Annotated in this window: 11 protein-coding genes; 7 read left to right on the top strand and 4 right to left on the bottom strand. The window is 68.6% G+C overall.

Going from position 1 to position 14,188, the window contains the following annotated elements; all coding sequences use genetic code 11:
• Positions 1-10 precede the first annotated feature (10 nt).
• From ACNH6H_RS13295 to ACNH6H_RS13270, 6 genes are all read left to right on the top strand, one after another.
• A complete protein-coding gene (locus ACNH6H_RS13295; RefSeq protein WP_418318296.1) occupies positions 11-997 on the top strand; it encodes an AEC family transporter in 987 nt (328 codons plus the stop codon).
• A 61-nt stretch (positions 998-1,058) separates the two neighbouring features.
• Positions 1,059-2,339 (top strand): glutamate-5-semialdehyde dehydrogenase, encoded by a 1,281-nt coding sequence (locus ACNH6H_RS13290; RefSeq protein WP_418318294.1) that lies wholly within the window; start codon positions 1,059-1,061, stop codon positions 2,337-2,339.
• A complete protein-coding gene (locus tag ACNH6H_RS13285) occupies positions 2,336-3,514 on the top strand; it encodes a M14 family zinc carboxypeptidase (protein WP_418318293.1) in 1,179 nt (392 codons plus the stop codon). The genes ACNH6H_RS13290 and ACNH6H_RS13285 overlap by 4 nt, the downstream gene beginning before the upstream one ends.
• Before the next feature lie 181 nt (positions 3,515-3,695).
• Positions 3,696-5,294 (top strand): AmpG family muropeptide MFS transporter, encoded by a 1,599-nt coding sequence (locus tag ACNH6H_RS13280; RefSeq protein ID WP_418318292.1) that lies wholly within the window; start codon positions 3,696-3,698, stop codon positions 5,292-5,294.
• Positions 5,295-5,370: 76 nt separating this feature from the next.
• The gene (locus tag ACNH6H_RS13275; protein WP_418318291.1) at positions 5,371-6,315 is read left to right on the top strand and encodes a M48 family metallopeptidase; all 945 of its coding nucleotides are present in this window, start codon (positions 5,371-5,373) and stop codon (positions 6,313-6,315) included.
• Between the two features lie 112 nt (positions 6,316-6,427).
• Positions 6,428-7,603 (top strand): glycosyltransferase, encoded by a 1,176-nt coding sequence (locus tag ACNH6H_RS13270; protein ID WP_418318290.1) that lies wholly within the window; start codon positions 6,428-6,430, stop codon positions 7,601-7,603.
• Between the two features lie 22 nt (positions 7,604-7,625).
• Here the strand turns inward: ACNH6H_RS13270 and ACNH6H_RS13265 are convergent, their stop codons facing one another.
• Positions 7,626-8,282: a glutathione S-transferase gene (locus tag ACNH6H_RS13265; RefSeq protein ID WP_418318288.1), complete on the bottom strand. Its 657-nt coding sequence runs from the start codon at positions 8,280-8,282 to the stop codon at positions 7,626-7,628.
• Between the two features lie 1,004 nt (positions 8,283-9,286).
• Between ACNH6H_RS13265 and rfaE2 the strand changes: the two genes are divergently transcribed.
• A complete protein-coding gene (gene rfaE2 / locus ACNH6H_RS13260; protein ID WP_418318287.1) occupies positions 9,287-9,763 on the top strand; it encodes a D-glycero-beta-D-manno-heptose 1-phosphate adenylyltransferase in 477 nt (158 codons plus the stop codon).
• Here the strand turns inward: rfaE2 and ACNH6H_RS13255 are convergent.
• From ACNH6H_RS13255 to glnE, 3 genes are read right to left on the bottom strand one after another with little or no spacing between them, the layout of a single operon-like run.
• A complete protein-coding gene (locus ACNH6H_RS13255) occupies positions 9,737-10,669 on the bottom strand; it encodes a DMT family transporter (protein WP_418318286.1) in 933 nt (310 codons plus the stop codon). The genes rfaE2 and ACNH6H_RS13255 overlap by 27 nt on opposite strands.
• Positions 10,666-11,331 (bottom strand): rhombosortase, encoded by a 666-nt coding sequence (gene rrtA, locus ACNH6H_RS13250; protein WP_418318284.1) that lies wholly within the window; start codon positions 11,329-11,331, stop codon positions 10,666-10,668. The genes ACNH6H_RS13255 and rrtA overlap by 4 nt, the downstream gene beginning before the upstream one ends.
• Positions 11,310-14,102 carry a bifunctional [glutamate--ammonia ligase]-adenylyl-L-tyrosine phosphorylase/[glutamate--ammonia-ligase] adenylyltransferase gene (gene glnE, locus ACNH6H_RS13245; protein WP_418318282.1) on the bottom strand — a complete coding sequence of 931 codons (2,793 nt, stop codon included), beginning with the start codon at positions 14,100-14,102 and terminating at the stop codon, positions 11,310-11,312. Before glnE ends, rrtA begins: the two co-directional genes overlap by 22 nt.
• Positions 14,103-14,188 lie beyond the last annotated feature (86 nt).

Here is a 14,188-nt window from a genome sequence, read left to right as displayed (position 1 = left end):
ATCGCCGCCCATGTCGCTGCTCGTCTTCATCAAGCTGCTCGCGATCGTTGCCGTTGTCGCGATCGGCTATGTGGTCGGGCGCGCGCGCTGGCTGAGCCCTGACAGCAAGGATGCCGACCCGGCGCGCACGATGTCGTATGCGGCCTTCTACATCTTCGTGCCGGCGCTGCTGTTCCGCACCACCGCGCGGCTCGACCTGAATGCGCTGCCGTGGGGCACGCTGATCGCATTTTTTGCGCCGGTCGCCGGCGCGATGCTGCTGGTTTATGTCTGGCAGCGGCACCAGAACCGCAACCGCAAACTGCCGGTCGCCGCGCCGAGCGTGCGCGCGATGGAAGGCTGCTTCGGCAATACCGTGCAGGTCGGCGTGCCGATGGCAACCGCGCTGTTCGGCGAAGCGGGCCTGGCGATCCACATCACGATCATCAGCCTGCATGCGTTGACGCTGATGACGATGCAGACCGCGCTGGTCGAACTCGACCTCGCGCGCGAACACGTGCGCACCACCGGCTCCGGCAGCCTGCTGCGCACCTTGCGCTCGACGGTTTACAACACCGTTGTCCATCCGGTCGTGCTGCCGGTGCTGGCCGGGCTGATCTGGAATGCCACCGGCGTCGCGCTGCCGTCGGTGCTCGACGAGGCGCTGGTGATGCTCGGCAGTGCGGTGGTGCCGCTGTGCCTGGTGCTGATCGGCATCTCGCTGGCCTATTACGGCATCGGTGGCGCGGCCAAGGGGGCGGTGATCGTCAGCATCGTCAAGCTGATCCTGCTGCCGCTGCTGGTGCTGGTCGTTGCCCACTGGGGGCTCGGGCTGAGCGGGCTGCCGCTGTCGGTGGTGGTGATCGCCGCGTCGCTGCCGGTCGGCTCGAACGCGATGATCTTCGCGCAGCGCTATGGCTGCCTGCAGGCCGAGGCGAGCGCGGCGATCCTGCTGTCGACGGTGGCGTTTGCGGCCACTGCGCCGCTGTGGCTGCTGGCGCTGGCCTGGCTGGCCTGACGACGGCAGCGCATCGGATGCCTTTTGCTGCTGCCGGCGGGCTGGTTTGCGACAATCGGGCATGACCGCCAATCCACTCGCTGCCACCATCGCCCATCTCGGCGCCGCGGCCCGTGCGGCGTCGCGCCAGATGGCGCGTGCGTCGACGGCATCCAAAAACCTTGCACTGCTTGCGCTGGCCCGCCGCCTGCGCGGCGAATCGGCCGAATTGCAGGCCGCCAACGCCCGTGACATCGAGGCGGCCGAAGCGGCCGGCCTGGCCGCGCCGCTGGTCGACCGGCTGCGGCTGACGCCGAAGGTGCTGGCCACCGTCGCCGAAGGCTGCGAGCAGATTGCCGCAATGCCGGACCCGGTCGGCGAGATCGGCGGCGTGCGGCGCCGGCCCAGCGGCATCAGCGTCGGCCAGATGCGGGTGCCGCTCGGTGTCTTCGGGATGATCTACGAAAGCCGGCCGAACGTGACGATCGAGGCCGCGTCGCTGGCGATCAAGAGCGGCAATGCCTGCATCCTGCGCGGCGGCTCGGAAGCCATCCATTCGAATCTCGCATTGTGGAAGCTGGTGCAGGCTTCGCTCGGCGAGGCTGGCCTGCCACCCGAGGCGGTGCAGCTGATCGAGACCACCGACCGCGCCGCGGTTGGCCTGCTGATCAGCGCACCGGAATCGGTCGACGTGATCATTCCGCGCGGCGGCAAGGGGCTGATCGAGCGGATCAGCCGCGAGGCCAAGGTGCCGGTGATCAAGCACCTCGACGGCAACTGCCATGTCTATGTCGACGCCGCCGCCGACCTGGCACTGGCGGTGAAGGTCACCGACAATGCGAAGACGCAGAAATACAGCCCCTGCAACGCCGCCGAATCGCTGCTGGTGCACCGCGCGGTGGCGGCGCAGTTCCTGCCGCAGATCGGCGCGATCTTCGCCGCCAAGGGCGTCGAGATGCGCTGCGACGCCGCCAGCCGCGAGATCCTGCAGCAGCTCGACGGCGCGCAGCTTGCCGATGCAACCGAAGCCGACTGGGCCGAGGAATACCTCGCGCCGATCATCAGCATCAAGCTGGTCGGCGACCTCGACGAGGCGATAGACCACATCAACCGCTTCGGCTCGCACCACACCGATGCGATCATCAGCGAGCACCATCCGAGCGTGATGCGCTTTCTGCGCGAGGTCGATTCGGCCAGCGTGATGGTCAATGCGTCGACCCGTTTTGCCGACGGCTTCGAATACGGCCTCGGCGCCGAAATCGGCATCAGCACCGACAAGCTGCACGCCCGCGGTCCGGTCGGCCTCGACGGGCTGACTTCGCTGAAGTGGGTCGTGCTCGGACAAGGCGAGGTGCGCATTTGAGCGCCCGCCTCGCCCGCGCCGGCCTGATCGCTGCAGCGGCCGGCGCGGCAGTCCTGATGTTGCGTGGCCCGATTGGCGATCACGCTGCAGGCGACCCCCTCGAAACGCCGCTGGCGGCTTCGGCGCCGGCCAGCGCGGCAATTCCTGTTGCGGCCGCCAGCGCGGCAGCCGAGCTTGCCGCGGTGGCGCCGGCGGCGAGTGGGGCGAGCGCAGCCGCATCTGCGCCGGTGGTCGCGGCAGCCGTGCCGGCATCCGCCGCGTCGGCGCCAGCGCCGGTGGCGGCCGCCGCATCGGCGGCGGCATCGGCGGCAATTGCCGCGGCGGCGCCAGCCTCTGGCGCTTCGGCCGCGGCGCTGGCGGCGCTGGCGGCGCGCCAAGCTGTCAAACCCTGCGGTGAATTGATCGCCCGGCTGCCGAACGTCAGCCAGGCGCTGTGCGAGGCGGCCGAGCTGAAAGCCTCGGGCTGGATGTCGGTCGAGGGTTTTCCGCTGTTCCAGCGCGATGTCGCCGCGCCGGCGCAGTCGGTTGCCGTCGTCAGCACCGGCGGGCCGCGGCCGCCGCGCCGGCCCCGGGTGCTGGTGATCGGCGCGATCCACGGCGACGAGATCTCGTCGGCGTCGCTGGTATTCCACTGGATTGCGCATGCGATCGAGACCGGCGCCGAGATGGACTGGCGTTTCATCCCGGCGCTGAATCCGGACGGCCTGCTGCAGAAGAAGCCGTCGCGGATGAATGCACGCGGCATCGACCTGAACCGCAATTTCCCGACCCCGCACTGGCATCCGAACGCCCACGAATACTGGATCAAGCGCACCAAGCAGGACGCCCGCCGGTATCCAGGCCCCGAGCCGCTGTCGGAACCCGAGTCGCGTTTTGTCACGCACACGATGGACAGCTGGAAACCCGACGTCATCGTCAGTGTCCATGCGCCGTTCGGCGTGCTCGACTACGACGGCCCGAGCACGCCACCGGAGCGCCTCGGCAGGCTGTTCCTCGACCGCGTCGGCATCTATCCCGGCTCGCTCGGCAACTACGGCGGCGCGCACCGTGGCATTCCGGTCGTGACGATCGAGTTGCCGAGCGCGGTCAGCACACCGACCGATGCCGACATGCGGCAGATGTGGATCGACCTGTTGCGCTGGATTGGCGAGCGGCTGTCGCCGGTGGAGCGATGACCCACCCCCGGAGCCGCTGCGCGGCCCCCCCTCAAGGGGGCGCAACTGGCGGGCCGGCGGAGCCGGATCCGCGGTTGCCGCTTGATGCGTCGGGGCTGATCGCCGACCGATCGCTTCGGACCGGATTTGCGACTGAGTGCCTTGCTAGGCCTGCCGGTTCAGCCCGTCGCTCGGGCGGGTTATGACTGAAGCCACGGTCAAACACCCGCCGCTGACGGCGGCGCAGAAGCTGGCGGCGCTGCATCGGCTGGCGGTGGTGGTGGTGCTCGGCTTCGCGTCGGGGCTGCCGCTGGCGCTGACCGGGCAGGCGATGCAGGCCTGGTTGACGGTGTCGGGGGTCGACCTCGCGACGATCGGCTTCTTGAGTGCGGTCGGCCTGCCCTACACGTTCAAGTTCTTGTGGGCGCCGCTGATGGACCGCTTCGAGCTGCCGTGGCTCGGCCGGCGCCGCGGCTGGCTGGTGCTGACGCAGCTCGGCCTCGCTGGGGCGCTGCTGGCGCTGTCGGTCACTTCGCCGACCGCGGCAACGCGCAGCTTCGCGCTGCTGGCGGTACTGGTGGCCTTCGTCTCGGCGTCGCAGGACATCGTCGTCGACGCCTACCGAACCGACCTGCTGCCGGCCCGCGAGCGCGGCCTCGGCTCGTCGCTGTATGTGCTCGGCTATCGGCTGGCGATGATCATCTCCGGCGGCATCGCCTTCATCTGGGTCGATCCGGCCCAGGGCGGCGGCTGGACCTGGCCCGAGGTCTACCGTTTCATGGCCGGGCTGATGGTGGTCGCGGCGATCTTCTCGGCAACGCTGCTGCCGCGGCTGAAGGTCGAAGCCAGGCCGACCAGCGTTGCCCGCCGCGACCTGCTCGGTTTTGCCGCGGTGGTTGCCGCGGTGGTGGTCGGTTTTCTGCTCAGCGAGCGGATCGGGCCACCGATCGCGCAGGCGGTGCTTGGTCCGCTGCTTGCCGGCGGCAGCCTGAGCGCCGACCTGCAGGGCAAATGGATCAAGCTGCTGGCGCTGGTGATCGGCCTCGTGATCACGATTCCGCTTGCCGCCTGGGCCGCGAAGGCGGCGAAATTCGAGACGCTGCTCGGCGGCCTCGGCAGCTACTTCAGCCAGCGCGGCGCCGGCGCCTTCCTCGCATTGATCATCCTCTACAAGCTCGGCGACGCGTTTGCCGGCTCGCTGATGACGCCGTTCCTGCTGAAGTCGATGCTCTATACGCAGGCCGAGGTTGGCGTCGTCAACAAGGTGATCGGCCTGTGGCTGACGATCGGCGGCGCATTGCTCGGCGGCGCGCTGATGCTGAAGATCGGCCTGTGGCGCGCGCTGCTGTTGTTCGGCATTTTGCAGATGGCGAGCAACATCGGTTTCTGGTGGCTGGCGGTCAGCGGCAAGGGCGTGATCCCGGGGCTGACGCTGCCGGCATTCGACTGGGGATTTGTCCAGCTGCAGCAGCCGACACCGGTCGACGGCGGCCTGCTGCTGGTGATCGCCGCAGAAAATCTCAGTGGCGGAATGGGAACCGCGGCCTTTGTCGCGTTTCTAATGAGTCTATGCAACCACCGGTTCACCGCCACCCACTATGCCTTCCTGTCGGCGTTCGCGTCGGTCGGCCGGGTCTGGGTCGGGCCGTTGGCCGGTGTGCTGGCCGAATCGATAGGCTGGCCGACTTTCTTCGTCATCTCGACGGTGATGGCCTTGCCGGCGCTGCTGATGCTGGTCTGGCTGCGCAGCGCGATCGAGCCGCTCGAGGCCGACCGCGACGCTGCGGCGTCCGACGACTGACCAGCGCGCGGCAGCACCGCCGAACGGCGGCATCGCTGGCCGCCGTGGCGCCGACGCGCTTACCGGACCGGAGTCCATGAACCACCTGCCCTTTGCCCCATTCGATCCCAGTGCCGACTACCGCCCGAGCGCCGAGACCGCTGCAGCGCTGGCCCGCCACCGTGCCGGCTGCCGCTGCGCGCTGCACAGCCGGCGGCTGTTCACTGCAGGCCTGCTGAGCGGCGCGGCGCTGCCGGCGCTGGCGCAGGACGGTGTCACGCTCGACAGCCAGTCGAAGCTCGCCCAGCTGGTGCCGGCCGAACAGGTCGAGGCGGCGGCGGCCCAGCAGTACCAGCAGATGCTGCACGAGGCCGCTCAGCAACGCGCGTTGGCGCCGGCCGGCCATCCGCAACTGGTGCGCTTGCGCGCGATCGCCGAGCGGCTGATCCCGTATGTGACATCGCCGAATCTGCGCAGCACGCCACGCGCCGCGCAGTGGAACTGGGAGGTCAACCTGATCGGCAGCAAGGAGCTGAATGCCTTCTGCATGCCGGGCGGCAAGATCGCGTTCTACTACGGCATCCTGAACGAGCTGCAGTTGAACGACGACGAGGTTGCGCAGATCATGGGCCACGAAATGGCGCATGCCTTGCGTGAACATGCGCGCGAACGGCTGGGCAAGACGACGGCGACCCGGCTCGGCGCCAACCTGCTCAGTTCGCTGTTCGGGCTCGGCAACCTCGGCGATGCCGCACTCGGCATCGGCGCGCAGCTGCTGACGCTGCGTTTCTCGCGCGAGGACGAATCGGAAGCCGACAAGGTCGGCCTCGACCTCGCCGCCCGCGCCGGCTACGACCCGCGTGCCGGCGTCACGCTGTGGGAAAAGATGGCAACCGCCAGCCGCGGCAACCCGCCGCAATTCCTGTCGACCCACCCATCGGGCCCGAGCCGGATCCGCGAGATCCAGAGCAACCTGCCGGCGGTCGAACCGCTGTACCGGCGCGCGCCGAAGCCGCCGCGCCATTTCGGGCCGCCGCGCTGAGCGGCCGCTCGCCGCAGCAGCCGCGCCCAGGGGCGACGGCCGCGGCGCTGTCGACGCGGGGCCGGCGACCGGCCCGACAATCCTTGGGTGGTCACACCATCGAGGAGAGAGTTTGATTCGTGTCGCGTTTTTGCCGGATGACTGGAGCGCCGAGTGGACAACCGGCCGCGACGGTCTGCGCGATCTGCTGCGCGCGATCCTGAGCCTGCCCGAGCGCCGCATCGAACCGGTGCTGTTTGTTGCACCGGATGCACCGGACCCGATGCCGGCCGGCCTTGCACCGATCGAGACGGTGCGCACGCCGCTGCTCGACGCCAGCAGCAGCTGGTGGCGCCTCGCGCGCAGCCTCCCGCAGCGGCTGCTCGGCCACGACAAGCTGCTCGAAGGCCTGCTGCGCGAGCACCGCATCGATGTCTTGTCGCATGCCGAGCTGGCTGGCGGGGCCGATACGCTGCCGACGATCGGCTGGATACCGGATTTCCAGCACCGGCGCGTGCCGCAATTTTTCAGCACTGCCGAAATTGCTGCCCGCAACGAGGCCTGCAAGCGCATCGCCGGGCAGAGCCGCATCGTGCTGCTGAACAGCCGCGATGCACTTCATGATTTCGCCCGGCAGTGCCCCGATGCGCTGGCCAAGGGCCGGGTGCTACACCCGGTTGTTGCCGCCAGCGACGACGCGGCTGCCGATGTTGACGAAGCCGAGCTGCGCCAGCGGCTCGATCTGCGGCAGCCGTTTTTCCACCTGCCGAATCCGTTCTGGGCGCACAAGAACCACCGCATCGTGCTGGAGGCGCTGGCGTTGCTGAAACAGCAGGGCCGGCCGGCGCTGGTCGTCTGCACAGACGATGGCGAGAACGGCAACGAGCCGCGCCAGCCCGAGCACCTGGCCGGGTTGATCCGCTATGCCGACAAACTCGGTGTTGCCGATCGCTTCCGCGTACCTGGCGGGCTGCCGCGCGGCCAGCGCCGGGCGTTGATGCGGCATGCACTGGCGGTGATCAATCCGTCGACGTTCGACGGCTGGAGCGTGGCGGTCGAGGCGGCGAAATCGCTCGGTCTCTCGGTGATCCTGTCCGACACCCCGGTGCACCGTGAGCAGGCGCCCGACCGTGCGCACTGGTTCGATCCCGAATCGGCGGCCCAGCTCGCAACCGCGATGGCAGGCGTCTGTGACGCCTGGTCAGCGGCGGACGAGCGCGAACAGCGCCGGCGCGCCCGGCAGCAGATGCCGCAGCGGCTGCGCGCGTTCGGCGCTGACTACCAGGCGATCGTGCTCGACCTTGTGTGAGCGGTGGCGCTGCTGCCGCAGATCAGGCCTTCGCGGCCGCCTTCGCCTGCTCGTCCCGCTTGCGGTCGGCGGCCACGCGCTGTGCCGCGGGCCGCTCGCCGATTTGCCGGGCATAGGCCTTCCAGTCGATGCCGGCCGCCTGCAGCAGGTCGTCGCCGAGCGCGATCTTGCTGGCCATGCCGACCAGCGGCAGGCTGACCCATGCCGAGCAGTCGGCCAGCGTGAAGCTGTCGCCGGCGAGATAGGGCGAAAATCTGGCCAGCCGCTTGAAGCCGGCGATATTTTTTTCGAGCTGCTTGCGCACCCGGGCCTTCGTCTCGTCGGAGACCTTGCCGCCAAAAAATGCCTCGCCATACAGCTCGCGTGCGACCAGCTCGAGGTGCAGGTCGACAAAGGTGCAGAGTTCACGCACCTTGGCCGCCTGCCACGGATCGGCCGGCAGCAGCGCCGGTTGCGGCTGCAGCGCCTCGAGGTACTCGACGATCGCCTGGCTTTCGCACAAGTTGCCCTGTTCGGTCTTGATGAAAGGCACCTTGCCGAGCGGGGACGCAGACAACACGGCCTCGTCGCTGCTCTTCGTCGCGACCATCTCCTCGCTGAACTCGATGCCCTTCTCGAGCAATACGAGCTTGACCTTGTTGTAGTAGTTGGACAGCGAAAAACCGCACAGCACGATCATGAGAAGTCTCCGGTTGGCCTCGGCGAGGTCGATGGGCTGCGAGTCTAAGGCGGCTTCGCGGCGCCCGCGGCAAACGCCCCGCCGACAGGAGCTTCGGGCCGACACGTACGAGCTCGGGTCAAAGGACCGATGCCGGCCCGAGGCGGCCGTCGGCCGCTTGGCGGTGGAAATTTTTGTAGGAGGGGCTTCAGCCCCGATTCGGGCTCTTGGCCGTGCGCATGCCCTGCAATCGCACGCCAAGACCGAGCGGCGCGGCAGGCGGCACCCGGTCGTGGCTCATGATGCGGCGGTCCTCGCTGGCGCTCGGACTGCGCTGCGATGCTCGGTCCAGGGTCGCGCGGCGGAACTCGCTACGTTCGCTGCGCTCACTGCGCTCGGACAACCGCCGCGAGCATGTTTGTTGTTGCTCGCTGCGCTCGCCGACCCTGGCCCTGCGCTTCTCGCCGCCGCATAAATCGCCCCGCCCGGGAACCGCCTGCCGCGCAGTGACGCGGTTGAACTTCGCCGAAATCCTTGGTGCTGCCGCAAAGGCGTGGGCGGGTGGCTGCTGGCGCGCATATGCGCAGCCGAGAAGCGCAGGGCTTGTGGCCCGCGAGCGCAGCGAGCATCAACAACTGGCTTGTCGCGGACTGTCTGAGCGCAACGAGCGAAGCGAGTGCAGCGAGTTTCCGCGACGGGCCACAAGACCGAGCATCGCAGGGAACCCGAGCGCCCGGCGCGAGGGCAAGCATCTAAGCGCAAGCGGCCGCCCGACCGCGCCTTTGTTCTCGGTCCTCGGGAGGCATTCCGCCACCGCTGGTATCGACCGCCGCGCAAGCTCGGTGGCGGCCTGTGCCATTACCCCGAATCGGGGCTGAAGCCCCTCCCACAAAAGTCAGCGCAGGCCGCGAGCCTTAACGGCCGCTCCGGGTCAAAGCCGACGTACGCGATCCAAGGATCCGTCTGTGCCGAACTCGATGCGTCGACGGGGTCTCCAGGCAAGGCACACGCGGCACAATCGATCCATGTCCTCGACCTTCCTCGACAAACTCTGCCGCAATGACGATCTGCCGGCTCGTGTCGCTGCGCTGGCGCAGCCGGTGGTGTTCACCAACGGCGTGTTCGACATCCTGCACCGCGGCCACGTCACCTACCTCGAGCAGGCCCGCGCGCTGGGTGCCAGCCTGGTGATCGGGCTGAACAGCGATGTGTCGGCGCGGGGCCTCGGCAAGGGTCCGGACCGGCCGCTGAATGCCGAGGCCGACCGGGCCTGCGTGCTGGCGGCGCTGGAAAGCGTCAGCCTGGTCGTGCTGTTCGACGAAGCGACGCCGGTCGAACTGCTGAAGCGGGTCCGGCCGCAGCTGTATGTGAAGGGCGGCGATTACGACATCGAACAGCTCGAGGAAACACGCTGGGTCAGGAGCTGGGGCGGCGATGCCCGCGCGTTGTCGTTCGTCGACGGCTACTCGACCAGTTCACTGGTCGCCCGGATCCGCGCCTGACGCAACCACCTTCGGCCTGCGGTTGACGATGTAGATCCCGGCCGCCACCGCGACCAGCGCGACCACCAGCCGCAGCGTGATCGGCTCGCCGAGCAGCAGCGCGCCGAGCAACAGGCCGAACACCGGCGTCAGCAGCGAAAACGACGCAAGACGTGTCGCCGGATAGTGGCGGATCAGCCAGAACCAGATCAGATAACTGGCAAAGCTGACGATCACCGCCTGGAACAGCAACGACGACCACGCGGTCGGCGACAGGTCGATCGGCCAGCGCTCGCCGCTGACGAAAGCGGCAGCCGCCAGTGCGACACCGGATACCGCGAGCTGGTAGAACAGCGTCTTTTCGGCCGATGCGACGTTCAGCCGCGTGCCGCGGATCGTCAGTGTCGTCGCGCCCCACAGCAGCGCGCCGAGCACGCCGAGTGCATCGCCGAGCAGCTGCTGCGGACCGACCACCGGTTCGCTGAAACCACCGGCAAACGCCCAGGCGACGCCGGCAAAGGCGCCGACCAAGCCGCCGATCTGCAGTGCCGACAGCCGTTCGCCGTGCGCGATGAACGGCATGCCGAGCGCGACGACAAACGGCGACAGGTAGATGAAGACAACCATCCGCGACGCGCTGGTGTATTGCAGCCCGATGAAGATGCAGGCGAATTCGGCGGCAAACAGCAGCCCGGCAGCGAGCCCGCCGGGCAGGCTGCCGTCGCGCTCGAACAGCGGGATGCCGCGCGAACGCGACCACAGCAGCACCAGCAGCGCCGCGGCGATCGAACGCACCGCCGCCTGCACCAGCGCCGGCACTTCCGGTATCGCGAGCTTGACCGCAACCTGGTTCAGCCCCCAAAGGAAACAGCAGCCGACGAGCAGGCCGACGGCGAGCGTATCCAGATGGTCCTTGCGCTGATTCAATTGTTGTTCTCCGGCCATCGATGGGTTCCGCCGCGCCGCGTGGCCCAGGCCTCGGCCAGCAGCGCGCTGCCGAGGCCGGCCGCCGCACCGGTCGCATGGGCCAGCGGCGCCAGCGCAATCTCCCAGCCTGCGGGATGGCGCAGCGGCGCGCCCCATGGTTGCTCGATCAGGATCTTCAGCGCGACGCCGATCAGCAGCGCGAAGCCGATCCAGCGCGGCGTGCCGCGCGCAGCCCAGGCCAGATGCACCGCGGCGATCACGACACCGGCATGCAGCACACCGGACAAGCCGCCGAAATGCCGCAACTCGGGCGCGAGCAGCAGGCCGATTTGCGTCAGCGGCCAGGCCAGCAGCCAGGCGATGCTGCAGCGAAGCGGCAGCGCGGCCACCCGGCCGAGCGCGGCGACAACCAGCGTGCCGAGCAGATTGACCAGCAGGTGCTGAGCGCTGTAATGCACCGCGACCGCGCTGACGGCACGCCACCATTGCGGCCAGGCGAGCCCGGGCTGCCAGTCGAGCCAACGCAGCGCCGCAGCGGGCAGCACGGCAGCGCCGAGCGCCAGCAAGCCGAGCAGCGCTGCGACCAGCAGCCACGGCATCGCGCCGTCGCTGGTGATGATGCGGCTCGCCCGGCCGGTGCTCAGTTGAAGACTGCCTGCCACAGCGCCAGCACCGCCTCGCGGTGCTCGGCCAGCGACTGCGGATCGACCTGCGTCGATTTTTCGTCGAGACGTGCGCTGTGCTGGGCCCGCCGCAATTCGCGATACGCATCGGCGGCATTGCTGCCGATACCGACCGGCAGCAGGCCGGCCGCTTCGGCGCGGCGCAGCAGCGCGATGTTGCCGACATTGCCGACCAGTTCCGGATGCTGCGCGCTGTGCGCAAGGACCAGAAACTGCACCGCAAACTCGACGTCCATCATGCCGCCGGGGCTGTGCTTGACGTCGAACAGGTCTTCCTTGACCTTGTGCGCCTGGCGCACCTTGTCACGCATCATCATCACTTCGCTGCGCAATGCGCCGACATCGCGCGGCGCGGTCAGCACCGCCTCGCGGACCTCCTCGAATCGCGGCGCCAGCTCATGCAGCCCGGCGCAGAACCGCGCACGCGTGATCGCCTGGTGTTCCCAGGTCCAGGCGGTATTGCTGCCGCGCCCGGTCTGGTAGTCGGCAAACGATTTCAGCGAGGTCACCAGCAGGCCCGAATTGCCGTTCGGGCGCAGCGCGGTATCGATGTCGAACAGTTCGCCGGCAGCGGTCTGCATCGTCAGCCAGCCGATCAGCTTGCGCACGAATGCCGCATAGACCTCGGCGCAGGTATCGATGTCGGCGGCGGCCGCCTCGCCTTGCAGCGTCGGATCGGTGTCGTAGAGGAAGACGACATCGAGGTCGCCGCCGTAGCCGAGCTCCTTGCCGCCGAGCTTGCCGTAGGCAATGATCGCGAAGCGCGGTTCGGCGCGGTGCGCATGTTTCAGATGCTGCCAGCACCAGTCGACCGTGCACTGCAGCGTCGCGTCGGCGAGCGCGGTCAGGTCGTCGGCCACCTCCTCGACGCTGACATGGTCCTCGACGTCGCGCACCAGGATGCGGAAGACTTCGGCATGGTGGGCACGGCGCAAGGTGTCGAGCAGCGACTCCTCATCGGCCTCGCCGGAACGTTTCCAGGCCGCATGGCGCTCCTGCAGGTCGGCGATGAAGGCCTCCGGCTTGAAGCGCGAATGCAGCAGCCGCTCGTCGGCCAGTTCGTCGATCACGCCCGGATGGCGCATCAGATAACGCATCGGCCAGCGCGCCAGGCCGAGCAGCCGCATCAGCCGGGCCTGCACTTCGGGGCGCTCGACCAGCAGTGCCAGATAACTCTCGCGGCGCAGCAGCGGCTCGACCCAGTCGATGAAGCGCAGCGCCGCTTCGGCCGTGCATTGCTGCCGGTCGACCGCAGCGCCGGCGCGGCCGATCAGCTTGGCCAGCCGCAGCTTGGCTTCGTCGCGCAACCCCTTCACCTTCGGCTGCTCGCTCCAGCTGTGCACGCGCGGCTGCAGCACCGCCGGCAGCCGCTCATGGAACTCCTCGCTGTCCACCGGCAGCGCAGGGCCGCGGCAACGTTTGCACTCGCCATTGCCGCTGCCGCCGGCCTGGCCGTCGTGCAGCAGCGCATCGAATTCGGTCACGACGACCTCGCGCGTCTGGCACAGCCGATCGAGCAGTTCGCAGGCCTCCGGACGGCAGGTCATGCCGAGGCTCAATGCAATCCAGCGCAGGTCGGCATCGGCGGTCGGCAGCAGGTGCGTCTGCTGGTCGTCCAGATACTGGATGCGGTGTTCGATCTGGCGCAGCAGCACATAGGCCTCGGCGAGCCGGTCCGCGGCGTCGCGGCTCATCAGGCCGCCGGCAGCCAGCCGGTCGAGTGCCTTCAGCGTCGAGCGGGTGCGGATCTCAGGGAACTGGCCGCCGCGCACGACCAGCAACAGCTGCACGATGAATTCGATCTCGCGGATGCCGCCGCGCGACAGCTTGACGTCATTGGCCCGTTCCGGCCGGCCGGCAGCGCGGCGCTGCGCCTCGTCGCGCACCTTGCGGTGCAGCCGGCGCAGGCCTTCGAAAACACCGTAATCGAGGTATTTGCGGTAGACGAAGGCGGTGATGATCGAGCGCAGCTGCAGCGCGCGGCCGCTTTCGATGCTCGCGCGTGGTGCGACGACACGGCTCTTCAGCCACGCAAAACGTTCCCACTCGCGGCCCTGCGCCTGCAGGTATTCCTCGAGCATCGCCAGGCTGACGACCGGCGGGCCCGAATTGCCGTTCGGCCGCAGCGCGAGGTCGACGCGGAAGACAAAACCGTCCTCCGTCGTGTCGCCGATCAGCCCGTACAGGTGCTTGGCCAGCCGCGAAAAATATTCATGGGCCGACAGCGGCTGCGGGCCCGTTGTCTCGCCGTCTTCCTCATAGACATACACCAGGTCGATGTCCGACGAGACATTCAGTTCGCGCGCGCCGAGCTTGCCCATGCCGACGACCCAGAAGTCGATCACGTCGCCGGCCTCGTTGCGCGGCGAGCCGTGCAGTTCGTCGAGCACGCCACGGGCGCTGTCGATCGCCAGGTCCAGCGTCGCCTCGGCCAGTTCGGTCATCGACAGCGTGATGTCGGTCATTGCCGCGCCCTGCTCGACATCGAGCACCGCGAGGCGCTCGAGGACCAGCTGGCGGGTCACGCGCAAGGCGCTCGGCAGCTCGCGGCCGCGCCGCTGCAGTTCGGCGACCAGCGCGAGGACGGTGTCGCGGCGTGGCAGGCCGGCCGGCAGCAAGGCCAGCTCGTCGACATAGCGGCGCCGGATGCGCTGCACGAAGCGGCTGTGGTCGGCGGCGGCAAGCTGCGCGGCGGAGGCGGCCACCAGTGCGGGATCGGACAGCTTTTCGGGTGCGGATGGGGTCGGCATTCGGACAGGTCGGAAATGCAGCGCTGTGCTAGATTGTTCCGGCGGACGAAGCCGCAGCGCCGACGGACCTCGCAACTACCCGAGGC

This window comes from Pseudideonella sakaiensis (assembly GCF_048320135.1).
Lineage (GTDB): Bacteria > Pseudomonadota > Gammaproteobacteria > Burkholderiales > Burkholderiaceae_C > Ideonella_A > Ideonella_A sakaiensis_A.
The sequence above is the reverse complement of the archived record's forward strand: the minus strand, read 5'-3'. Positions and strand labels throughout refer to the sequence as shown.